This window comes from Prescottella agglutinans (assembly GCF_004011865.1).
Taxonomy (GTDB): Bacteria; Actinomycetota; Actinomycetes; order Mycobacteriales; family Mycobacteriaceae; genus Prescottella; species Prescottella agglutinans.
Window position 1 is genome coordinate 166,359 of record NZ_RKLP01000011.1, and the last position, 21,668, is coordinate 188,026.

19 protein-coding genes are annotated in these 21,668 nt (G+C 68.9%); 10 read left to right on the top strand and 9 right to left on the bottom strand.

Features of this window, described 5'->3' with window-relative positions; genetic code table 11:
• Positions 1-4 precede the first annotated feature (4 nt).
• The 3 genes from EGT67_RS20250 to EGT67_RS20260 all read left to right on the top strand — a co-directional run bounded on the left by EGT67_RS20250 (position 5) and on the right by EGT67_RS20260 (position 4,802).
• Positions 5-1,804: an Ig-like domain-containing protein gene (locus EGT67_RS20250; protein ID WP_241566136.1), complete on the top strand. Its 1,800-nt coding sequence runs from the start codon at positions 5-7 to the stop codon at positions 1,802-1,804.
• 22 nt (positions 1,805-1,826) lie between these two features.
• Complete coding sequence (locus EGT67_RS20255; RefSeq protein ID WP_127917890.1) at positions 1,827-3,566, top strand: Ig-like domain-containing protein; 1,740 nt, start codon at positions 1,827-1,829, stop codon at positions 3,564-3,566.
• A gap of 321 nt (positions 3,567-3,887) precedes the next feature.
• A complete protein-coding gene (locus EGT67_RS20260) occupies positions 3,888-4,802 on the top strand; it encodes a cutinase family protein (RefSeq protein WP_127917891.1) in 915 nt (304 codons plus the stop codon).
• A 34-nt stretch (positions 4,803-4,836) separates the two neighbouring features.
• On the opposite strand, the gene EGT67_RS20265 is transcribed toward EGT67_RS20260, so the two are convergent.
• Positions 4,837-5,436, bottom strand: a complete 600-nt coding sequence (locus EGT67_RS20265) for a DUF732 domain-containing protein (protein WP_127917892.1) — start codon at positions 5,434-5,436, stop codon at positions 4,837-4,839.
• A gap of 338 nt (positions 5,437-5,774) precedes the next feature.
• On the opposite strand from EGT67_RS20265, the gene EGT67_RS20270 reads away from it, so the two are divergent.
• A complete protein-coding gene (locus EGT67_RS20270; RefSeq protein WP_127917893.1) occupies positions 5,775-6,728 on the top strand; it encodes a hypothetical protein in 954 nt (317 codons plus the stop codon).
• Positions 6,729-6,787: 59 nt separating this feature from the next.
• Here the strand turns inward: EGT67_RS20270 and EGT67_RS20275 are convergent, their stop codons facing one another.
• From EGT67_RS20275 to EGT67_RS20285, 3 genes are read right to left on the bottom strand one after another with little or no spacing between them, the layout of a single operon-like run.
• Positions 6,788-7,588 (bottom strand): SDR family oxidoreductase, encoded by an 801-nt coding sequence (locus EGT67_RS20275; protein WP_127917894.1) that lies wholly within the window; start codon positions 7,586-7,588, stop codon positions 6,788-6,790.
• Entirely contained in the window at positions 7,585-9,246 is a 1,662-nt protein-coding gene (locus EGT67_RS20280; protein ID WP_127917895.1) for an FAD-binding dehydrogenase, read from the bottom strand. The genes EGT67_RS20275 and EGT67_RS20280 overlap by 4 nt, the downstream gene beginning before the upstream one ends.
• A 3-nt stretch (positions 9,247-9,249) precedes the next feature.
• Positions 9,250-9,906, bottom strand: a complete 657-nt coding sequence (locus EGT67_RS20285; RefSeq protein ID WP_127917896.1) for a TetR/AcrR family transcriptional regulator — start codon at positions 9,904-9,906, stop codon at positions 9,250-9,252.
• 95 nt (positions 9,907-10,001) lie between these two features.
• Between EGT67_RS20285 and EGT67_RS20290 the strand changes: the two genes are divergently transcribed.
• Together EGT67_RS20290 and EGT67_RS20295 are read left to right on the top strand one after the other, a co-directional pair.
• Positions 10,002-10,481 (top strand): hypothetical protein, encoded by a 480-nt coding sequence (locus EGT67_RS20290; RefSeq protein ID WP_241566137.1) that lies wholly within the window; start codon positions 10,002-10,004, stop codon positions 10,479-10,481.
• 56 nt (positions 10,482-10,537) lie between these two features.
• The gene (locus EGT67_RS20295; protein WP_127917898.1) at positions 10,538-10,831 is read left to right on the top strand and encodes a putative quinol monooxygenase; all 294 of its coding nucleotides are present in this window, start codon (positions 10,538-10,540) and stop codon (positions 10,829-10,831) included.
• Positions 10,832-10,881: 50 nt separating this feature from the next.
• On the opposite strand, the gene EGT67_RS20300 is transcribed toward EGT67_RS20295, so the two are convergent.
• Both EGT67_RS20300 and lysX read right to left on the bottom strand, forming a co-directional pair.
• Positions 10,882-11,568, bottom strand: coding sequence for a DUF998 domain-containing protein (locus EGT67_RS20300; RefSeq protein ID WP_241566153.1), 687 nt, complete (start codon positions 11,566-11,568; stop codon positions 10,882-10,884).
• 19 nt (positions 11,569-11,587) lie between these two features.
• Positions 11,588-14,956: a bifunctional lysylphosphatidylglycerol synthetase/lysine--tRNA ligase LysX gene (gene lysX / locus EGT67_RS20305; RefSeq protein ID WP_127917900.1), complete on the bottom strand. Its 3,369-nt coding sequence runs from the start codon at positions 14,954-14,956 to the stop codon at positions 11,588-11,590.
• An 85-nt stretch (positions 14,957-15,041) separates the two neighbouring features.
• Here lysX and EGT67_RS20310 point away from each other — a divergent pair, with 85 nt between their 5' ends.
• Complete coding sequence (locus tag EGT67_RS20310) at positions 15,042-15,275, top strand: RNA-binding S4 domain-containing protein (RefSeq protein WP_127917901.1); 234 nt, start codon at positions 15,042-15,044, stop codon at positions 15,273-15,275.
• Positions 15,276-15,308: 33 nt separating this feature from the next.
• On the opposite strand, the gene EGT67_RS20315 is transcribed toward EGT67_RS20310, so the two are convergent.
• Both EGT67_RS20315 and EGT67_RS20320 read right to left on the bottom strand, forming a co-directional pair.
• The gene (locus EGT67_RS20315; RefSeq protein WP_127917902.1) at positions 15,309-16,106 is read right to left on the bottom strand and encodes an enoyl-CoA hydratase/isomerase family protein; all 798 of its coding nucleotides are present in this window, start codon (positions 16,104-16,106) and stop codon (positions 15,309-15,311) included.
• On the bottom strand, positions 16,103-17,536 hold the full coding sequence (locus EGT67_RS20320; protein ID WP_127917903.1) for an acyl-CoA synthetase: 1,434 nt from the start codon (positions 17,534-17,536) through the stop codon (positions 16,103-16,105). Before EGT67_RS20320 ends, EGT67_RS20315 begins: the two co-directional genes overlap by 4 nt.
• 145 nt (positions 17,537-17,681) lie before the next feature.
• Here EGT67_RS20320 and EGT67_RS20325 point away from each other — a divergent pair, with 145 nt between their 5' ends.
• The gene (locus EGT67_RS20325) at positions 17,682-18,419 is read left to right on the top strand and encodes an IclR family transcriptional regulator (RefSeq protein WP_127917904.1); all 738 of its coding nucleotides are present in this window, start codon (positions 17,682-17,684) and stop codon (positions 18,417-18,419) included.
• 12 nt (positions 18,420-18,431) lie between these two features.
• Here EGT67_RS20325 and EGT67_RS20330 read toward each other — a convergent pair whose 3' ends face one another.
• Entirely contained in the window at positions 18,432-19,136 is a 705-nt protein-coding gene (locus EGT67_RS20330; RefSeq protein WP_241566138.1) for a helix-turn-helix domain-containing protein, read from the bottom strand.
• A 243-nt stretch (positions 19,137-19,379) separates the two neighbouring features.
• Between EGT67_RS20330 and EGT67_RS20335 the strand changes: the two genes are divergently transcribed.
• Together EGT67_RS20335 and EGT67_RS20340 are read left to right on the top strand one after the other, a co-directional pair.
• Positions 19,380-20,573 carry a Rieske 2Fe-2S domain-containing protein gene (locus EGT67_RS20335; protein WP_127917905.1) on the top strand — a complete coding sequence of 398 codons (1,194 nt, stop codon included), beginning with the start codon at positions 19,380-19,382 and terminating at the stop codon, positions 20,571-20,573.
• 2 nt (positions 20,574-20,575) lie between these two features.
• Positions 20,576-21,640 carry an FAD-binding oxidoreductase gene (locus EGT67_RS20340; RefSeq protein WP_127917906.1) on the top strand — a complete coding sequence of 355 codons (1,065 nt, stop codon included), beginning with the start codon at positions 20,576-20,578 and terminating at the stop codon, positions 21,638-21,640.
• Positions 21,641-21,668: the final 28 nt, after the last annotated feature.

The window sequence follows — 21,668 nt, forward strand, 5'->3', positions numbered from 1 at the left end:
ATCAGTGCTTTCGTCAACCGTTCGTAGACTCGCGACACCGGTGCTCGCCGCCGGTGCCGCCGTGGCGGTGATGCTCGGCGGTGCCGGCACCGCGGCGGCCGCCGATCCGCCGCCCGCAACGTCGGGCGACCAGCCGAACGACAACCTCAGGTGGAATCTGAGCCTGACGGCGGTGAACGGCGCCACGGTCAACCCCACCCAGCCGGGCGTCAACGTCGTCCGACCGGGCGACACCGTGACCTACACCGCCAAGATCTGGAAGACCGCCGGAATCGGTCGATACATGACCGCGATCCGACAGATCGCACCCGCGGGCTTCCAATACCTTTCGCACACGATCAGCAAGCAGTCGACCGTCACCAACGAGGGTGCGGCCGGCGTCAAGGCGGTCTGTGCCGGGGGCGGCTGCAACTCGGTGCCGATTCTCGGGACCAAGGGCTACCTCGACAACGTGAACTTCGACGTCACCTACAAGATCCCGGAGACTCAGACCCCGGGCGACTACAACTCCGGCTTCGTGTTCGACGTCTACGCGTTCTCCACCCAGTCGGGCTCCACCCAGGCCGGCGCGTGGGTCCGCGTCGAGGACCCCCGCGAGGAAACGACGACGTCGCTGACGGCGCCCGCCTCGATCGGCAAGGGCAGCCCGGCGGATCTCACGGCCACCGTCTCGCCGGCCACCGCCACAGGCACCGTGCAGTTCTTCGAGGGTGCGAACCCGATCGGTGATCCGGTCACGGTCAGCGGCGGTACCGCCACGCTGTCCCACGCCTTCGACACGATGGGCACCCACTCCGTCTCCGCGAAGTACACCGCGACGGGACTGTTCCACGACTCCGAGTCCGGAGCACAGCAGGTCGAGGTCGGCCCGTCGACGACCACCACCTCCGTGACCGTTCCGGCCACGGCCGAGGCGGGTACGACGGTGCCGCTCGAGGCCACCGTCTCGCCGGCCGGTGCCACGGGCACCGTGCAGTTCGTGGTGAACGGTGCGAATGTCGGCAACCCGGTTCAGGTGAACGCCGAGGGCAAGGCCACGTTGAACCACCTCTTCACCGATCCCGGTGACTTCGCGGTGACCGCAAACTTCGTCGGCGGCTTCGGCTACGCCGACTCGGCCGCCACCGCCCAGCACGTCAACGTCGCCTACGGTGCCTGGCAGACCACCACCGTGGTCGTCGAACCGGTGAGCGCCGAGGCCGGCAGCCCGACCAACCTGATGGCGACCGTCCGCCCGATCCCGACCGGCGGCACCGTCACCTTCTCCGTCGACGGCACCCCGATCGGCTCGTCCGCCGTGGGCACCGCCGACGGCGTCGCGGTCCTCGAGCACACCTTCGACACCGCCGGGGCCTACCAGGTGGTCGCCGAGTTCGCCGGCACCGAGGGCTTCTCCACCTCCACCTCCGCACCGTTCACGGCCACGGTCGCCCCGGCCGCACCCGTGCTCACCGCGGTGGCCGCCGACCTGAAGGTCCAGGGCCTGTCGGTGGTCGGTCAGACCGTCACGCTCACCGTGGAGGTCGATCCCGCCGACGCGCTGGGCACCGTCCAGTTCTACAAGGGCACCGAGGCGGTAGGCGCTCCGGTCGCCGTGGTGGACGGCAAGGCGTCGATCACCACCACGCTCGACTCCGAGGGCAGCCAGGTGCTCACCGCGAAGTTCCTCGGCGGCAATGGCTTCCGCGACACCGTGTCGAATCCGGTGGTGCTGAACGTGTCTGCTGCGCCGGAGAATCCGGGCACGGACGCGGGGAGCTTGGGCTCGCTGAGCGGGCTGTTCACCGGATCGCTGGGGGGCTGACGAGATGAGTGCAGGAGGATCGATGAGTTCCAAGCTGTACCGCTTCATCGCACCCGTTGCGGTGGGAGCAACTGTCGCCGCGGGTGCGGGCGTGTTGGGTGCGGCGACCGCATCCGCGGAGACGACCACGACACCGTTCAACAACGCGTGCCTGGCGACGCCGTCGTCGAGCCTGGCAGGTGGGCCGCAGACCCAGGTGCAGGCGGCGTCGGTGACGGTCGACGCCCCGACCACGGTGGCACCCGGTGAGGAGTTCGTGGTGACGATCTCGCCGCCGCCGATCTCGGTGCCCAACGATCTGGGTTCCGGAGCGAGCCTGGCGAACATCTCACGGCTCAAGATCGACGTGGCGATGCCGGAGAACGCGCAGTTCCTCGGCGCCGAGGTGGTGGCCGGTACCTCGGCGGGCATCACGGGTGTCGCGCCCAACGTGCTCGTCGTCAACGAGCAGGGCAACGTGGACCCGAACGGGCAGATCATCCGCCTGTCCGGGAACAACCAGACGATCGGCAACGGCCCCAATTCCTCGAAGAACTCCGAGGGCGGTATCAAGGCCAACGCGTCGGGCTCGACCACGAGCTTCCAGCTGCCGCAGGTCAAGGCCCGTCTCAAGGCGGGCGCGACCGGGGACATCTCGATGAAACTGCGCACGGCCGGAAACGCCGGCCAGTTCGGCAACGACGCCAACTTCCTGACGTTCCTGCCCCGGGCCAACGCGCCGATCATCGGCACCGTCTGGGCACCCACCCAGTGCTCGCCGCGTGACACCTCCGGCGGCCCGCTGAACTCGGGAGCCGGTCCGCTGGCGACGATCCAGATCCAGCGGCAGGCGGTCGCGACCGTCACCTACCTGGACGGTCCGAGCGCGGTGACCAACGGCGGTGAGTTCACCCTCAACGCGACGGTCGCCCCCACCCCGGACAGTGGGCAGGTGCAGTTCACCCGCGACGGCGAGAACGTCGGCGCTCCGGTCGATCTGGTCAACGGCAAGGCGTCGCTGACCGAGACCCTCGGCACCGACGGCGACTACTCCTACGAGGCGAAGTTCCTGGGCGCGGAGTTCTACAACCAGTCGTCGGGATCGAAGACGGTGACGGTGACGTCGCAGGACATCCAGACCACCACGTCGGTCACCGGCCCGGATCACGACGCCTACCGCGAGCAGCCGGTGAACCTGACCGCCAAGGTCGAGCCGGGCGTCTCCGGTGGCACGGTGACCTTCGAGGTCGACGGCACCGCTGCCGGCACCGCCGCGGTGATGGATGACGGGGCCGCGGTGCTTCCGCACACCTTCACCACCAACGGCACGCATCGGGTGATCGCCCGCTACTCGGGCACCGCCGGGGTCTCGCCGTCGGTCTCGCTGCAGTACCCGGTCAGCGTCACCGAGGCGCCTGCCGCGGACGTGGCGACCACGATCACCGTCGATCCGGTCGCGTCGACCGCCAAGGGTTCGCCGGTGACGCTCACCGCGCGCCTCGCCCCGGCGGACGCGCGTGGCACGGTGCAGTTCAAGCTCGGTGACGTGCTGCTCGGCGGGCCGGTGCGGGTGGATGCGAACGGCGTCGCGACGTTGACGACGTTCTTCCAGAACCCGGGTGAGTTCGTCGTCACCGCCGAGTTCACGGCCGACGCCGGTTTCATCGACTCGGCAGCGAACCCGGTGAACGTCACCGTGACCGGTGATCCGGACACGATTCCGGGGCCGGACTCGGGAAGCCTCGGCAGCCTGTCCGGGCTGTTCGGCAGCCTGGGAGGCTGAGGTAGCTTCGGTCGGCTGAACTGATCAGGGCGGTGGGTCCTCTCGGAAATCGAGGGGGCCCACCGTCCTTTTCGAACATCCGGTGTTCGAATCCGGGCGATTGCGACACGGACACTTGCCGATTCGGCGCCTGCCGGAAGGACCCCACATTCCGGCGCCGCTCCGGTAACGTGCGTTTACCGATCGTGCACCGTCTCGACACAATGGCCTGCCAGGATCGATGTGTCGCGTCACCCGCGGGCGTTGTCACGGGAGGGGACGTCATGGCACGTGGTCATGGGGAAGTGACCACCTGGATCGAGTGAGTGGGGTGCGGTGTTGATGCGCGTGAGGAAGTCGCTGGCCGTGCTTGGTGCATGTGTCGTAACTGTTTTCGGTTCCACGGTCGCGGTGGGGGTGGGCACGGCTCAGGCCGCGCCGGCGTGCCCGAACCTGCAGGTCGTCGCGATCCCGGGCACGTGGGAGACCACGACCGATCCGGGTGCGCATCGCGGTCCGGGCATGCTCGGTGCCGTCACCGGTGGCCTGCCCGCGTCGGTGGGTGTCGATTACGTGTCCTATGCGGCGACGGCGTTCCCGTGGGAGACCGAGATCTACGGCGCGTCCAAGCGCCAGGCCGTCGACAGCGCACGCGGAATCATCGCCGACGTCGCGCAGCGGTGCGGCAACACGAACTTCGCCCTCGTCGGGTACAGCCAGGGCGCGGACGCCGCCGGCGATCTCGCGGCCGAGATCGGTACCGGGCTCGGGGTGGTGCCGCCGTCGCGCGTTGCCGCGGTGGGACTCCTCTCCGATCCGCGCCGGTCGGAGGCCGACACGCTGGTCGGTCCGTGGGTGGTCGGCAACGGCGCCGGCGGCCCGCGCATCGGTGGCTTCGGCCTGGTCACCCCGCAGACCCGCACGTTCTGCGCGGCCGGCGACCTCTACTGCTCCACCCCGAAGGACGACTTCGTCACGCGCATGGCCGGGTTCCTGGCGCAGACTTCGTCACCCGAGGCGCCGATGACCGGGCGCTACGTGCAGGAGGCGATGGCGATCGTGCAGGACCTCATGGCCGCCGGTGGCATGCCGACCCTGCAGGCGCAGTCGTCCGACACCGCCAACGAGGACCGAGTCGGCAAGCTCGACCGGTTCTACCGGTCCCAGGTCCACCAGGACTACGTGACGTATGTCGTCGATCCCTCGGGTGCGACCGCGACGTCGTGGCTCGCGAACTGGCTGCGCTCGGTGAGCTGACGCCCGCGGCAGGTCGCATCCAGGGTCCGTCGGGTCAGCAGTACGTCCGCTCGGCGGTCGAGACGTAGATCTCGGCGATCCGGTCGGCAGACATCGGCACGAATCGCGCGTAAGCCTGTCCGACGGAGTCGAATTCGGCGAGCACGCTCGCCCGGGAGTCGCCGCGGGCCAGGGCCTCGCACGTTCCCTGCGCGTACAGCACCTCCGCCGCGTCCATGCCGGTCGGCGGGATCCCGCCCGCCCGCAACGCCGCGAGGTAGTGCCGTCCCCGCTCGCCGGAATCGGCCACGACCTGTTCGGGGGAGCGGGCGTCGAGTGCGCCGGAGGGCGACGCCGGCGGACGCGGGGGCGGTGGCGGTGGCGCGCTCGCGACCGATGTTTCGCTCGTGACCGGCGGCGGCGCAACCGTCGTCGTGGGTTGCGGGTCCGGAGTCGACGTGTCGGACGGGGGCACGGGCGCCGGCGTCGACCGGTCGATCGGCACCGCGGAGGCCGTCGTCGCCGAGGGGCGTGTGGAGCTGACCGCGGTCTCGTGCGCCGCGACCGCGGGATCCGGATCCTGGCTCCCGCACGCGGTGAGGAGCAGGGCTCCGGCCACCGCGACGACGGCGGTAACTGCACGTGTGCTCGTCATGGTGGAACAGTGTGGCACGTTGAACTACCGACCGGTAGACCCCACGCGTTCGATGCGGCCGAAAGACGCGAATCTCCCATTCTTCGCCATCGGCCGTGGTATAAACCTCCTCATCTGTTACTGCTCGTAACAGTGGATATTGCGCCGAACCTGTCCTCGAAGGCATTGATGCAGAGATGCTTTCGGGTCAGGTTCTCGTGTCGCGGAACAGGCGACAGGGTTCCGTGGCAGTTCCATCCGCTTGGTTCGCGGCGAGCGAGCGCCCGCCGCTGGTGATCCGCGTGTGCGCCCGCAAATGTGTCGGCGCACCGCGAGGTATCGGTAACTGAGGAGTGCGCGTGAAGAACGATTCGAACAGTCGGTGGCGTCCGGCAGGCCTGCGTGTCGCGGTGGTGGGAGGTGCCATCGGTGCCTCGATCGCCGTATTCGCCCCGGCGGCGTCCGCGGCGCCGGGCACCAACGTCGTGCCCGGCGGTGGGGTGTGTGATCCCGTCCTGACCCAGGGTTGCCTGTCGGTCGTCGTCAACGGCGGGACCTTCGCCAACAACGGGTTCAACCTCCCGATCGGCGACGGCGACATGATCATCGCCGGCAACCTCGGCGACGTGGACTTCATTCCGCGCGACGACGGCAGCAACGGTGTGTACAGCAAGCCGATGACCGTCCCCGGGGGCGTGCTGGGCATGGATCTGCCCTTCGACAACCTGTTCGGTCTGGCGGCGGTGACGGCGACCGTCGAGGCCGTGTCACCCCCGGTGTTCAACGGGATCATCACCGACTTCGACATGACCATGCCGGTGCGGATGAAGATCGACAACCCGTTCCTGGGCGACCAGTGCTACATCGGGTCCGAGTCCGATCCGGTGGTGTTCAACCTGCACAAGTCGAATCCGGCCGATGACCAGCCGACCTACGTCTACGAGGATCCGTGGCCTGCGGAGACGGTGGCGGCGAGCAACGTCCAGAACACGGCGACCGACTTCGCGTTGCCGGGCGCCACGGGATGCGGCCCGTTCGGCGTGCTCAACCCCATCGTCAACTGGCGGGCGAAGGTCCCCAACGATGCGGGAACCTCGCTGACCACGGTGTCCACCGGGTTCCTGTTCCCGGCGGCCACCGGCGGCAGTGATCCGCTCGACGGGACGGGTGGCGACAGCGGATCCAGCGGTTCCAGCGGGTCGAGTGGCTCGAGCGGTTCGAGTGGCTCGAGTGGATCCAGCGGTTCCAGTGGATCCAGTGGCTCGAGCGGTTCGAGTGGCTCCGCCGCATCGAGCGGGTCCGACGGTAGCTGAGACCGCGGTAACCGGGCGTCCTGCCGAGCCGTCGGGGCTCGACAGGACGCCCGTCGAGGTCAACGCAGCCTGTGGAAGCGCGCCATCATCTTCTCGGTGAATGCCCGCGGCGCGAGTCGGCGGACGGTGAATACGAGCGGCGCCATGTTCCCGACGGCGTAGAGCGGCTTGGGCTTGTCCGCCTCGACGGCCTTGACCACCACGTCGGCGACCGCCGATGCCTTGATGCCGCGATCCTCGTTGCGCTGCATCGCTTTCGACACCGTCGTGTAGTCGCCGGTGTACGGGGAGCCGTCGGCGATGTACCGGGTGCGGCGGTCGCCGATCCCGGTGGCGATGGTCCCCGGTTCGACGGTGGTGAGCCACACGCCGAACGGGCTCAGCTCGCGGCGGGCGGCCGACGCGAAGCCCTTCAGCGCGCACTTGGTGGCCACGTACGACGACCGGAAGGCGAGTGGGAAGCTCGCGAGCATCGAGCCCACCATCACCACCCGGCCGTAGCCGCGCTCGCGCATCCCCGGCAGCAGCAACTGTGTCAGCTGCACCGCGCCCAGGACGTTCACCTGGAACAGGCGGTCGATCGCGTCGAGCGGCAGCTCCTCGAGCGGCCCCATCTGGCTTTCGCCGGCGTTGTTGACCAGGATGTCGACGTCGCCGGCGGCCCGCGCGCACGCCTCGATGCTCGCCCGGTCCGTGAGGTCGAGTGTCACGTACTCGACGCCGGGTACCCGCGAACTCTGCTGCAGTGCATCCGGATTGCGGGTGGTGCCGAGCACCCGGTAGCCGCGGGAGACCAGTTCGCGGGCCACCTCCAGGCCGATGCCCGACGACGCGCCCGTCACCAGCGCGGTGCGAATCATCCGAGGCTCCGGCCCAGGGCCCGCCCGGCGGCACGACCGGAGAAGATGCAGCCGCCGAGGAACGTGCCCTCGAGTGCGTTGTAGCCGTGGACGCCGCCGCCGCCGAACCCGGCGACCTCACCGGCGGCGTACAGACCGTCGAAGACGCTGCCGTCGGGCCGGATCACCTGCGAGTCCAGGTTGGTCTCGAGGCCGCCGAGGGTCTTGCGGGTGAGCAGGTTCAGTCGCACGGCGATCAGCGGCCCGTGCGCCGGGTCGAGCAGCCGGTGCGGCTTGGCGACCCGGATCGCCTTGTCCGCGAGATAGGTTCGCGCGTTGCGGATGGCCATCACCTGCATGTCCTTGGAGTAGGTGTTGTCCATCTCGCGGTCGCGGGCCACGATCTCGCGTTCGACCTGTGCGTAGTCCAGCTTCGTGTCGGGGGTGATCGCGTTCATGCCGTCGACGAGGTCGCGCAGGTTGTCGCGGACCACGAAGTCCACGCCGTGCTGCTTGAACGCCTCCACCGGCCCGGGCGCACCCTTCTTCACCCGCCCGAGCAGGAGTTTCATGTCCTTGCCGGTGAGGTCGGGGTTCTGCTCGGAACCGGAGAGCGCGAACTCCTTCTCGATGATCGACTGGGTGAGGACGAACCACGTGTGGTCGTGCCCGGTGCCCAGGATGTGCTTCAGGGTCGCGAGGGTGTCGAATCCGGGGAACAGCGGCACCGGCAGGCGCTTGCCGGTGGCGTCGAGCCACAGCGACGACGGGCCGGGGATGATCCGGATCGCATGGTTGGGCCAGATCGGATCCCAGTTGACGATGCCCTCGGTGTAGTGCCACATGCGATCTCGGTTGACGATGTTGCCGCCGGCGTTCTCGGTGATCTCGAGCATGCGGCCGTCGACGTGTGCGGGCACACCGGTGATCATGTGCTCGGGCGCGCGGCCCAACCGGTTCACGGGCCAGTTCTTCTTCACGAGGTCGGGATTGCCGCCGATGCCGCCGGACGTCACCACCACCGCCTGCGCGCGGAGTTCGAATTCTCCTGCGGGCGTGCGGGACGACTTCACGCCGCGCGGTTCGGTCGACGGTTCGAGCACCGTGCCGCGGACGCCCACGGCCGCGCCGTTCTCGACGATCAGTTCGTCCACCTGGTGTCGGTAGCGGAAGGTGACCTGGCCGCGGCGCGCGGCGTCGAGCACGGGTTCGCGGAACACGCGGACCACCTCGGGGCCGGTGCCCCACGTGATGTGGAAGCGGGGCACCGAGTTTCCGTGGCCGGTGGCGAGTCCGCCGCCGCGCTCGGCCCACCCGACGTTCGGCATGACGCGCAGGCCGAGGTCGTGGAGGTAGGCGCGCTTCTCGCCGGCCGCGAAGTCGACGTACGCCTCGGCCCACTGCCGCGGCCAGTGGTCCTCGCGATCGCGGTCGAATCCGGCGCTGCCCAGCCAGTCCTGCAGGGCCAACTCCCGGGAGTCCTTGATGCCCATGCGGCGCTGTTCGGGGCTGTCGACGAGGAACAGTCCGCCGAGCGACCAGAATGCCTGCCCGCCAAGGTTCTCCACGTTCTCCTGGTCGACGACGAGGACCCGGCGGCCCGCCTTGACCAGTTCGTGGGTCGCGACCAGACCTGCCAGTCCCGCTCCGACGACGATGACGTCGGCTTGTTCTGCCACGGCCTATCTCCTGTCCGTATCGGTGCTGCTGTAACTGCTGACGACGGTGACGAACAGGCGCTGGCGCGCCTGCCGGACCGCCTCGTTCTCGGGTTCCATCAGGACCTGCACGGCAGTGCCGTCGTGGATCGCGACCAGCGCCCGGCCGAGCGCCTCGCGGTCGGTGACGTGTCGTCCCGCGGTGGCGAGGGCGTCCTCGACGATCGGCATGATCGTGTGCAGGATGGCGTCCTCACGGGCGGCCATGACCCGTTTGAGGACGGGGTTGCGGAGGGCGTGGGCGGTGAACTCCGCGGTGATCCGGTACCAGGCGTCGTCGACGGGGATCGCCGCGAGGACCCGCTCGACGGCCGTCTCGAGCGTCAGCGACGCTGGCCGGGCGGCGGCGTCGGCGAGGGCGGTGCGGATGCCGTCGAGCATGAGGGCCGAGCGCTGTTCCCACATCGCGAGGAACAACTCGTCGAGCGAGGTGAAGTTCGAGTAGAAGGCGCCGCGCGTGTAGCCCGCGCGCTCGCACACGTGCTCGACGGTGGAGCGGCCGAAGCCCTCCTCGGCGAACACCTCGCCCGCGGCGTCGAGCAGGCGCTGGCGGGTCTCGGCGCGGCGCTTGGTGACCCGCTTGGGGCGCGGCGCGGCGGTCGTCAGGTCGGACGTCTGCACTGGTCATCCCCGCTTTCCGGTCACCGGAACCCATTCGATACAAAACTGTATCCGATGGGGGCGCGCGTAGGGTCGGAATTGTGCAGGTCTGGTACGTGAGTTACGGATCGAACATGTCCCGGGCCCGGCTGGACTGCTACCTGCGCGGCGGGTGCCCGGACGGTGGCGGACGCACGTATGTCGGGGCGCGGGATCCGCGCGGGCCGGCGGACCGGGTCGCCGTCCGACTGCCCGGCACGGTCTACTTCGCGGGCGAATCCCTGGTGTGGGGTGGGGGACGGGCGTTCTACGACCCCGACCTGCCCGGCGACACCGCCGCGTGCGGGTACCTCGTGACCGGTGCGCAGTTCGACGACATCCTCGCGCAGGAGCCGCCCTGCTACGACCGGGTCCTCGAGGTCGGTGTCCGCGACGGTGCGCCGATGCGGACGTTCACGTCCGGCGTCGGCCGCGGCGACATCGTCCGCACCGAGCCGTCGGCCGCGTACCTCGCCACGATGGAGACGGGACTTCGCGAGGTGTTCGGCTGGAGTTCCGAACGGGCACATGCGTATCTGCGGCAAATACGGCACTGACCAGGGTACGGTCGGGAGGCCGCACACTGTGTCGGCGCTCACAGAAGAGGAAATTGATGTCGAATCTGCATGTCGTGGCGACCATTCCGGCCAAGTCCGGGTCCGAGAACGCGGTCCGTGCCGCGCTCACCACCCTGGTGGAGGCCAGCCGCAAGGAAGACGGCTGCGTGTCCTACGACCTGTACGAGTCGACGTCGGCGCCGGGCACGTTCGTCACCGTCGAGGTGTGGACCGACCAGCATGCGCTCGACGCGCACATGAAGTCGCCGCACCTGCGCGAGGCGGCCGGCACCTTCGGTGCACACCTCGCCGCGGCCCCCGGGATCCACCCGCTGCGCCCCCTCGCCTGATCACGAACTACGCATACGAGAGGGTGGCTGGTGCCACCCTCTCTCGCGTTTCACGTGGAACCGGTCGTGACGCCGTGCAGGTCCCTCCAGGTGCGGTCGTTCAACACCGTCGCGGCGACGAGCACCATCCACCCGCTCATCGACAGCAGTTCGACGCGCTGCGCGAAGCCGAGCCAGGCGTGGCTGCCGGACGGGTCGTCGACGCCGACCAGCATCCACAGCGTCCCGATCAGGAACAGCACCACCACGGCGAGACCGGACCACCACATGGCCCGCGGCGCGCGGTAGACGAAGATCGCGACGATGAACGCGACCGCCGACACCACTGCGGCCGTCACCGACACGGTGCTGGTGAGGGCGTGCCACTGGTGGGTGAGCGGCACCTGCGCGGCCTCGCAGGCGGGCTTCGAACAGCGCAGCGGCAGACGGGAATCGGCGATGGTGCCGACCGCGAACACGCCCAGCGCGGCCCAGCCGACGGTGGTGAGGAAGCGCCGCGGCGTGATCGTCAGCCCCAGCACGGCGGCGACCGTCAGCGCGATCCCGGTCAGCAGATCGCCGCTGCGGTAGAGGATCCCGTGCTCCTGGTCGGTGGCCGCGAGCTGACTCGCGAAGCCCTCGAACGGGTTTCCGCTCGGGTTCAGGACGAATGCCAGCACCCACGAGGAGTACAGCACCGCACCCGCGATCAGCAGTCCGGCGAGCACGTAGCGCCGCACCGTCGCCGTTGCCGTCATCGTCACCGACACGGCGCCCTCAGGACTGTCCGCTGCGCGGCTTGGCGAACGGGAAGGCGAGAGACTCCCGGATGCTGCCGCCGGTGATGAGCATGACGACGCGGTCGACGCCCATCCCGAGACCGCCGGTGGGCGGCATCGCGTGCTCGAGGGCCTGCAGGAAGTCCTCGTCGAGTTCCATCGCCTCGGCATCGCCGCCGGCCGCGAGCAGCGACTGCTCGGTGAGCCGGCGACGCTGGTCGATCGGGTCCGTCAGCTCGCTGTAGGCGGTGCCCAGTTCCATGCCCCACGCCACCAGGTCCCACTTCGCGGCGACGCCGGGAATCGTCGGGTGCGGTCGGGTCAGCGGCGACATCGACGTCGGGAAGTTGGTGTAGAAGGTCGGGAACTCGGTCTGCCCCTCGACGAGGTGCTCGTACAGTTCCTGTGCGACGGCACCGGCATCCCAGGACTTGTTGTACTCGATGTCGTTGGCGTCGCACAGCTTCCGCAGATCCTCGAGCGGCGTCTCGGGCGTGACCTCGACGCCGAGCTTCTCGGCGATCGCCCCGTGCATCGTCTTGACGGGCCACTCGCCGGAGATGTCGACGGGGACGAGGTCGCCGTCCGGTCCGGGCCGCATGATCGTCTGGCTGCCGTGCGCGGCGACGGCCGCGTTCTGGATCAGCTCGCGGCACACCACCATCATGCGCTCGTAGTCGCTGTGCGCCTCGTACGCCTCGAGGATCGTGAACTCGGGGTTGTGCTTGAAGTCGACGCCCTCGTTGCGGAACACGCGCCCGATCTCGAACACCTTCTCCATGCCCGCCACGCACAGCCGCTTGAGGAACAGTTCCGGCGCGATGCGCAGGTACAGGTCCAGGTCGTACGCGTTGATGTGGGTGACGAACGGGGCCGCGTTGGCGCCGCCGTGGATGCGCTGCAGGATCGGCGTCTCCACCTCGAGGTAGTCGCGGCCGGAAAGCGTGTCGCGCAGCGACTTCACGATCGCGGTGCGCGCGGCCAGCAGTCGGCGCGATTCCGGGCTGATCGCCAGGTCGACGTAGCGCTGGCGGACCTTCGTCTCGGCGTCGGTGAGGCCCTTCCACTTGTCCGGCAGCGGGTGCAGGCACTTGCCGTTCATCCGCCAGTCCGTCGCCAGCAGCGACAGCTCGCCCTTGCGGCTGCGGCCGATGGTGCCGCTGACCTCCATGAGATCGCCCAGGTCGAAGTCGGTGGCGAACTCGTCGAGTCGGTCGCCCACGGTGGTGCGCTCGATGAGCACCTGGATGTCGCCGGACCAGTCCCGCAGCACCGCGAACGCGACACCGCCGTACGTGCGGATCCGCAACAGTCGTCCCGCGATTCGCACGCGCGTGCCCTCGGGGGACGCGGCCGCGGCGGCGACCGTGTGGGTCGGGGGATAGGCGACCGGGTAGGCGTCGACGCCCTCGCGGGTCAGGCGCGCGAGCTTGTCCATGCGCACCCGCACCTGCTCGGGTCGGCGCGGCCCCGACGGCTCCGGTGCCATCGCCGCCACCCCGGCGGCGGTCTCGCAGGCGGTGACGACGTCGGGTGCGCTGCCGTCGGCGTGGAGGATTCCCGAGTGGGCCAGCGCCTCCGGCACCGCGGCGCGCGTGCCCGTGTGCGCGGACGGCTGCGTCCGGCGCCCGAAGGTGGGGAGGGTCAGGAAGCCTTCGGCGACGGCGGACGCGATGCCCACGCGGGGCAGGTGCCGGTTGTCGTCGAAGCACAGGTAGCGCGGCGCCCATTCGGGCAGATACTTCACGTTGGAGCGGTACAGCGCCTCGAGTTGCCACCAGCGGGAGAAGAACAGCAGCATCGACCGCCACAACCGCAGGATCGGGCCGGCGCCGATGCGCGCGCCCTCCTCGAAGGTGGACCGGAACACCGCGAAGTTCAGCGAGACCCGGACGACACCGAACTCGTCGGCGCGGGCCGCGAGTTCGGTGACCATGAACTCGACGACGCCGTTGGGGGCGTGCGGGTTCCGACGCATCAGGTCCAGCGAGACACCGTTGGGTCCCCAGGGCACGAGGGAGAGCATCCCGAGCACGCCCCCGTCCTCCCCGATCGCCTCGACCAGCAGGCAGTCGCCGTCGAGCGGGTCGCCGAGTCGGCCGAGCGCCATCGAGAATCCGCGTTCGGTCTCGGTGTCCCGCCAGTTGTCGGCGCGCGAGACGACGTCGGCCATCTCCTGCGGCGCAATGTCGCGGTGGCGGCGGATCCGGGCGGTGACACCCTGCTTGCGTACCCGGTGGACGGCCTGCCGCACCTGCCGCATCTCGCGCCCGTTCAGCGTGAAGTCGCGGGTCTCGAGGATCGCCTCGTCGCCGAGTTGCAGCACCGACAGGCCGCCGCGCTTGTATGCGGTGGCGCCGGCCTCGCTCGCGCCCATCACCGCGGGCGCCCACCCGTACTGCGAGCAGAGCGCGAGCCAGGCGTCCACGGCGTGCGGCCACGCCTCCGGGTTGCCGATCGGGTCACCGCTGGCGAGGCACACGCCGAGTTCGACGCGATACGTCACCGCGGCCTTGCCACTGGGCGCGAACACGACCGCCTTGTCGCGGCGGGTCGCGAAGTAGCCGAGCGAGTCGCCGCCGCCGAAGCCGTCGAGCAGTCCGCGCAGGGCGGACTCGTCGTTTCCGGTCAACGCGTTCGACGCCCGCTGCGACCGGAACAGCACGATCACCGCGGCCAGCAGCGCGAGCGCGCCGAACAGACCCAGAAGTGTGTTCACGAACGCGTGCGGATGCCCGTCGAACTGCTCGTTCTCGACCACGGACAGGGCCGTCACGCGGTTGAGCGCCCACAGGAACCGCTCATTCTTGGGTAGCGTGCCGGGGAACATCTCGACCAGACCCCAGCCGAGCAGGGTGCCGACGGCGAGTCCGGCGACCAGGACGCCGAGTGCCTTCCAGCCCGCGCCGCGTCGGACGTGGGTGTAGAACTCCTTGCGGGACGCGATGAGGATCCCCACGACCACGAGATGGACCACGCAGGCCGCCGCGGCGCTGGCGTTCTTGTCGATCGACGCCTCGAGCGCGTTGACGATCGCGAACAGCACCATGTAGACCGTCAGCAGCCACCAGGCGATGCGTTTGCGGCTCGCCAGCGCCGCGGCCACCAGTCCCAGGACCACCGCCCACGACAGGCTGGTGTCGGGGGCGTCGAAGTAGTAGCTGTCGACGTACACCCGCGGGGTGTGGACGAGGTACCGCAGCGCGGGCGACAGGCTCCACAGAAAGACCAGCACGGAGTACACACCGAGAATCAACCCCGCGATGTGCGGGACCTCGGAGAGGCGCCCACGTTTCGGTGCGACCGGTGTTCCGCGTTCTTCCCGCTTGTCCGCCGCGTCGACCGGGGTTCCGGTGCTCGTGGCCATCGACGTCCTCTCCGTCGGGGAATCGTGTCTGACTCCAGTGTGAGGCGTTCAACGGCCGTTTGGGGGGAAGGAGGAAGATGGAGTCATGTCTGACGCTGTGGACGAAGTGCCGATCCGTGACGAGTCGATCCGGCTGGGTCAGTTCCTCAAACTCGCGAACCTCATCGAATCGGGTGCCGAGGCCAAGGGCGTCATCGCCGACGGCCTCGTGAGCGTCAACGGCGAGGTCGAGGAGCGACGCGGCCGCCAGTTGCGCGACGGCGACGTCGTCGAGATCGGCGGCCTGGCGGCGCGGGTGAGCGCGCCGACCGCCGATTGACAGGACGCGTTCCAGCGCGCGAGGACGGACCGATCACCGGCGGGCGGTGCGTGGGCCCGACCCCGTGAACCTCGGCTGCGTACCGGCGAGAAACGCGTCGAGGCCGATCTGCAGATCCGGGTTGGGGGCGCCGGTCCAGTACCGCTCGAGCTCGTCGTCGATCCCGCCTCGCGCGGTTGCGTCGATCATCTGCTTCGCGGCCCGCTGGGTGATCGAGGACCTCGAGGCGATCGTCTCCGCGAGGACCGACGCGCGGGTGTGCAGGTGGTCCTCGGGTACGACCTCCGCGACGAGGCCCACCCGCAGCGCGGTCTCGGCGTCCATCCGGTCACCGGTGAGCACGAGGTGTTTCGCGGTGGCGGGCCCGAGGGTGCGGACCAGTCGCGTGATCGTCCGGGCCGGGTAGATCACGCCGAGCTTCGCCGGTGTCACTGCGAACTCGGCGTTCTCGGCGGCCACCCGGATGTCGCACGCGAGCGCCAGCTGCGCGCCGCCGCCGATGCAGTATCCGGAGATGGCCGCGACCGTCGGTTTGGGGAACGCGGCGAGTGCCTCCTCGGCGTCGGTGACCCGATCCTCCATCCGGACACCGGACTTCCGCGCCGAGCGCAGTTCTCGGATGTCCATACCGGCGCAGAAGTGCGGTCCGGAGCCGGTCACCACCACCACGTCCACGGCAGGATCGTCGGCCAGCCGCGCGAGCCCGGTCGTCAACTCCTCGAGCATCTTTCCGGTGAGGGCGTTGTAGCGGCGCAGATGATCGATCGTGACGACTGCGACGCACTGCTCGATCGTGATGCGGATCCGGCCCGGATCTACGGGCGTACTCACCTTCCCGCCCGGTAGTCCTCGACGAGGAGCTTCTTCTGGACCTTGCCCATCGCGTTGCGGGGCAGGACGTCCACGTCGCGGATCTCGCGGGGACGTTTGTGGATCGACAGGGTTCGGGCGACGAAGTTCGAGAGTTCACGGTGATCGTGGCAGTCGCCGACCACGTAGGCGACGATCCGCTGCCCCAGATCGTCGTCGGGCACGCCGACGACCGCGGCCTCCCGGACGTCGGGGTGGTTCAGCAGGGCCTGCTCCACCTCGCCGGCACCGATCCGGTAGCCGCCCGACTTGATCATGTCGATCGACTCGCGCCCGACTATGCGGTGGAAGCCCTGCTCGTCGACGACGGCGATGTCGCCGGTCTTGAACCATCCGTCGGCGGTCATCGATTCGGCGGTCTTCTCGAAGTTGCCCAGGTACCCGTCGAAGAGGGTCGGGCCCGCGATCTCCAACTGTCCGAGTGTTTCTCCGTCGTGCGGCACCGGGTTGCCGGCCTGGTCCCGCAGCCGGGTCGCCACTCCGCGGAGCGGCAGCCCCACCCAGCCGGGTCGGCGCTCGCCGTCGAACCGGGTGCTGAGCGTGATGACGGTCTCGCTCATTCCGTAGCGTTCGATCGGAGCCGAGCCGGTGAGGGTCCGCATGCGCTCGAAGACGGGCACCGGCAGGGGAGCGCTGCCCGAGACGAGCAGCCGTGCGGAGCCGAGCGCGCGGGCGACCGCCTCGTCGGCGCACACCCGGGACCACACGGTGGGGACGCCGAAGTACAACGAACCATCCGCTGCCGCATACGATTCCGGCGTCGGCCGGACGGTGTGCACGAGGGGGGAGCCGTGCCGGAGCGCGCCCACGACGCCGAGGATGAGTCCGTGCACATGGAACAGCGGAAGCCCGTGGACGAGGGTGTCGTCGGGGCCCCAGTTCCACGCGTCCGCGAGTCCGTCGAGGCCCGCTGCCACGGCCGAGCGGGAGAGCACGACGCCCTTCGGGGCCCCGGTGGTTCCGGAGGTGTACATGATCATGGCCGCGGAGCCGGGAGCGGGCTCGCGGTGCGTCGATCCCGATCGTGCCCGTGAATCGACCAGGACGGAGGGGAGGGTGACGTCCTCCCGGTAGGCGCCGAGCCAGAGCTGTGCGCCCGAGTCCTTCAGGATGTGGTTCCGTTCGGCCGGACCCGAATCCGGTGGCACCGGGACCGCCGGCACCCCCGCCATCAGGCATCCGGTTGCCGCGATCACCGTCTCGATGCTCGCCGTCGCGTCGATGGCAACGCTTGTGGCGCCGGTGATCTCGTCGGCCACGGCTGCCGCCGCTGCGATCAGTTCGGACCTGGTGAGCGCCTCGTCTCCGACGCGGACGGCGTGGCGATCCTCGCCGCCGTTGCCGGAATCGGCGAGCGAGGCCAGCAGCGGTCGAGGCATCAGGGTGGTCATCGGTGGAGGGTCCTTTCTCGAAGTCCCTACCGGACGGTGTCGAATCACGTCCGGTCCGCATTGCGGACCGACGTGCTACATTGTGGTCCGGCTAACGTATAGCGCGCGATGCCCGCCGTCAACCGACGTGTGTGAAAGGTCTTGAATGAACAGTGTTCTCACCGCGCTCCGGGTCTTCGAGGAGGTCGCGGCCGCACAGCCCGTCGGGCTGTCGGAGCTGAGCAAGCGCCTCGACGTCCCCAAGAGCACGGTCCAGCGATGCCTCAAGACCCTCGCGGACGCCGGCTGGTTGCGTCCCGCGACGGGCGACGGTGGACGCTGGGTGATCACCGGTCGGGCCTTCAGCCTGGGCAGTGCGATGTCGGCCGGCGACGATCTGCGCGACGTGGCGCTTCCCGAGCTGAGCCGGTTGCAGGCCGACACCGGCGAGACCGTCCACCTGGCGGTTCCGGACGGCAGTGAGCTGGTGCTGATCGAGCGCCTCGACAGCGCGCACCAGTTGCGGGCATTTCTCCCGTTGGGCACCCGGTTGCCCCTGCACGCGGCGTCCACGGGCAAGGCGTACCTCGCGTCGCTCCCGGACGCCCAGGTCGAGGAGATCCTGACGGCCGAGCTAGCTCCGCTGACCGATCGCACCGTGACCGACCCGGCGGCGCTTCGTCGGGAGATCGCGGAGATCCGCAGCCGCGGATACGCGGTGACCGACCAGGGGCTGCACGACGGGATCGCTGCGGTGGCCGTCGCCCTGCGTGGGCGGGGCGGGGCTGTGCGCGGCTGCTTCAGCGTCTCCGGTCCCGCCTCTCGGCTGACCCCGGATCTCTACCAGGTGTACGGGGAGAAGGCGCTGGTCGTGCGCGACTCGATCGAGCGTTTCCTGTCCTGATCGGACCGACCGTCAGGACTGCGTGCGCTTGCTCCGCGAGCGGTTCTTGCCGGTGGTCTTCGGCCGGGCGTCCTCGGCGCGTTCCTTCTCGGGCTCGTCGTCGGGCAGGGGCTCGAACAGCACCGCGGTGTTGATGGTGGCGAGCTCGCGACTGGCCGCCTCGTAGAGCCCGGTGAGGACCTGCATCGACCGCACCGCGTGGTGCATCTTGGTGGTGATGTCGCTCAGTTCCTCGAGGTTGGAGACGAGCGTCTGGCGCCGCAGTTGCGCGTACCTGTCGGTGATCTCGCGACCCTTCGCGGTGACGGTGAACACGGACGACGTCCCGGACTTCGTCCGTTCCAGTAGACCCATGCTCACCAGCTTGCGCAGGTTGTACTGGAGGTTCGGCAGGTCGTCCCGGTTGGTCAGCTGGGCGATCGTCGCGGTGTCCTTCGATCGCTCCTGCATGCGCACCACGTGCAGCGCGACGACCTCGTTGAATGCCAGGTCGAGGTCGGCGGCGACGCGGATTGCCTGCGTCGCGAACCGTTGGAATCCGCCCTCCACCTGGAGGACTGCGAACTCGAACGCCGTCAGCGCCTCCTCATAGGAGTTCTCCGCGAGATGCCAGTGCCGTCCCGGCGCCAGCGACTCGGGCCTTCCGGGTGACGTGGGGTCGGTGCTGCTCATGTTCTCCGTCGCTGTTCTCTCGGCGTGGACCTGGCGGCGCGGCATCGGAAAACGATACGCGCTGGGGTGCAACGGTATCAGGGCGAATGAAGGCAAACATTGAACTGATTTATAGATCATTCATAAAATTTCTATTGACACTCCACGGACAACTGATACTGTGACTCGCAACACCGCGAGTGTTTCGACTTCTCAGAACGTGCGGCCCCAGCCCGGGCCACTGCACATCCGGCGCAGATCTACGCACCTGACAGCCACACCCCCATCCCAGACCACACGGAGGTCTCGATGACCACTACTTCCCACAGCGGATCGTCCGCCGGGGTCACCCGGCAGTACGCGCCCTACGTCAAGGCCGACTGGGGCTACGCCAACCACTGGTACCCCGCGCTGCTGTCCGACGAGCTCGAGGACGGCACCGTCAAGGGCATCACGATCGGCGGCCACGACATCGCCGTCCGTCGTTCGGCCGGCAAGGCGTACGCGATCTCGGACCGCTGCATGCACCGCGGCGTGAAGCTGTCCGCCAAGCCGATGTGCCTGTCGGAGGGCACCATCACGTGCTGGTACCACGGATTCACGTACGGCCTCGAAGACGGCAGCCTCACCACGATCGTCGGCAATCCCGACGATTCGCTGATCGGCAAGGCCGGCATCCGCACGTACCCCGTCGAAGAGGTCAACGGCATCATCTATGTCTTCGTCGGCGAGGAGGACTACGGCACCCCGCCGCCGCTCAGCAGTGACCTGCCGGCGCGAGTCACCAACGACCCCAACGACAATCCGGTTCCGCACCTGCAGGACGAGGGCATCGTGATCCGCGGCATCCACCGCAAGCTGGTCGGCAACTGGCGCCTCGCCGCCGAGAACGGCCTCGACCCGGGACACCTGCTCGTCCACTGGGACAACCAGATCCTGGTCGCGCTCGACCGGGCGCTGCCGCTCGGCGTCAACGCCCTCACGGATTCGGCCACCGAGGAGATCGACATCCCGGACGGGCCGAAGGGCGTCATGAACCGGTACGACCGCCCGGACCTCTACAAGCCGGTTCTCGACAACCCCAAGGTCAACATGAAGGCGCGCGGCACGGTGCCGCACTACTTCCGCACCTCGCTGTGGGTTCCGGGTGTCCTCATGGTGGAGCACTGGCCGATCACGGACGTCGTCCAGTACGAGTTCTACGTCCCGATCGACGACCACCACCACGAGTACTGGGAGATCATCGCGACGCGGGCGACCACCGACGAGGACATCGCCGAGTTCAACTTCAAGTACGACAACTTCATGCTGCCGCTGGCGCTCGAGGGCTTCAACAACAGCGACGTCTTCGCCCGCGAGGCCACCGAGGAGCACTACACCAGGTTCGACGGCTGGAACAACGAAGTGCTGTGCGACATGGACTACTCCATCGTCGCCTGGCGCAAGATGGCGGCCCGCCACCCGCGTGGCTTCTTCGAGTCGCCCTTCCAGGACGAGGACTGACCATGTCCATCGCCCCGATCGACGCAATTCCGGAGTACGCAGTGACCACGAACGACGTCCACCTGAAGTTCACGGACGGGACGAAGACCATTTCGGTGCCGGCCGGCACCACGATTCTCGAAGCAGCGAACACGGCCGGTGTCCGACTGGTGAGTCAGTGCAAGGTCGGCACCTGCGGAACCTGCGTCGGTCGGGTCGCGTGCGGCGAAGTGATGATGCCCGAGGGCAGGGTCTACTCGCTGCGGCAGGAGGAGATGGCCGCCGGCCATCGACTCCTGTGCCAGTCGCACGCATTCGCGGATTCCGAGGTGGAACTGGACTACCCGGCATCGATGCTGGACGAGTACCCGGTGATCGTCACGACCGCGAAGGTCGCTGCGGTCAGCTGGCTCGGTGAGTCAGTGGTCGAGCTGCAGCTCAAACTCCCCAAGTCGGTGCGGTTTTCGTTCCGTGCGGGTCAGTACGTCCGGATGCAGGTCCCCGGCACCGACGAGTGGCGCTCCTACTCGATGGCGTCGGGGGAACGCGACCGGAAGAAGCTCTCCTTCACGATCAGGGTGCTCCCGTCCGGCGCGATGTCGGACTACCTCAGAAGTAGCGCCGCCGTCGGTGACCATATCGAAATCGAGGGACCGATAGGAGGATTCGGGCTCGCGGACGACGCGGGACCGACCCTGATGATCGCCGGCGGCACCGGGTTGGCCCCGATGCTGTCGATGCTGGAGACACTGCAGACCGCGCGCGACGATCACCCGATCCGCCTCGTCTTCGGCTGCACGCGTGGGGCCGACCTGTTCCACCTCGACGAGCTCGACGCGCGCGGCAGCTTCATGCGTAACCTGGCAGTCCGGGTCGTCGTCGACGAGCCCGGCGACGCACTCGCAGCGATCCCCGACATCCTGGTCGGGAATCCGGTCAGTGTCCTGACCGCCGACGATGTCGCACATCCGCGGACGTCCGCGTACCTGTGCGGGCCGCCGGCGATGCTTCAGGCCGCCGAGCAGCGGCTGCTCGAACTCGGAATGCCGGCGGAACGAATCCACGCCGAGCAGTTCCTTCCCAGCTAGATCGCGATCGAGCTGCGCGGCGACGCGG

What these genes read in the sequence shown, in the direction of transcription:
- EGT67_RS20330 (WP_241566138.1), bottom strand. Translation starts at nt 19,136, where the DNA reads ATGCCGCGCCGCCAGGTCCACGCCGAGAGAACAGCGACGGAGAACATG.
- EGT67_RS20260 (WP_127917891.1), top strand. Translation starts at nt 3,888, where the DNA reads ATGCGCGTGAGGAAGTCGCTGGCCGTGCTTGGTGCATGTGTCGTAACT.
- EGT67_RS20295 (WP_127917898.1), top strand. Translation starts at nt 10,538, where the DNA reads ATGTCGAATCTGCATGTCGTGGCGACCATTCCGGCCAAGTCCGGGTCC.
- EGT67_RS20320 (WP_127917903.1), bottom strand. Translation starts at nt 17,536, where the DNA reads ATGACCACCCTGATGCCTCGACCGCTGCTGGCCTCGCTCGCCGATTCC.
- EGT67_RS20310 (WP_127917901.1), top strand. Translation starts at nt 15,042, where the DNA reads ATGTCTGACGCTGTGGACGAAGTGCCGATCCGTGACGAGTCGATCCGG.
- EGT67_RS20325 (WP_127917904.1), top strand. Translation starts at nt 17,682, where the DNA reads ATGAACAGTGTTCTCACCGCGCTCCGGGTCTTCGAGGAGGTCGCGGCC.
- EGT67_RS20340 (WP_127917906.1), top strand. Translation starts at nt 20,576, where the DNA reads ATGTCCATCGCCCCGATCGACGCAATTCCGGAGTACGCAGTGACCACG.
- EGT67_RS20265 (WP_127917892.1), bottom strand. Translation starts at nt 5,436, where the DNA reads ATGACGAGCACACGTGCAGTTACCGCCGTCGTCGCGGTGGCCGGAGCC.
- EGT67_RS20335 (WP_127917905.1), top strand. Translation starts at nt 19,380, where the DNA reads ATGACCACTACTTCCCACAGCGGATCGTCCGCCGGGGTCACCCGGCAG.
- lysX (WP_127917900.1), bottom strand. Translation starts at nt 14,956, where the DNA reads ATGGCCACGAGCACCGGAACCCCGGTCGACGCGGCGGACAAGCGGGAA.
- EGT67_RS20255 (WP_127917890.1), top strand. Translation starts at nt 1,827, where the DNA reads ATGAGTTCCAAGCTGTACCGCTTCATCGCACCCGTTGCGGTGGGAGCA.
- EGT67_RS20275 (WP_127917894.1), bottom strand. Translation starts at nt 7,588, where the DNA reads ATGATTCGCACCGCGCTGGTGACGGGCGCGTCGTCGGGCATCGGCCTG.
- EGT67_RS20300 (WP_241566153.1), bottom strand. Translation starts at nt 11,568, where the DNA reads ATGACGGCAACGGCGACGGTGCGGCGCTACGTGCTCGCCGGACTGCTG.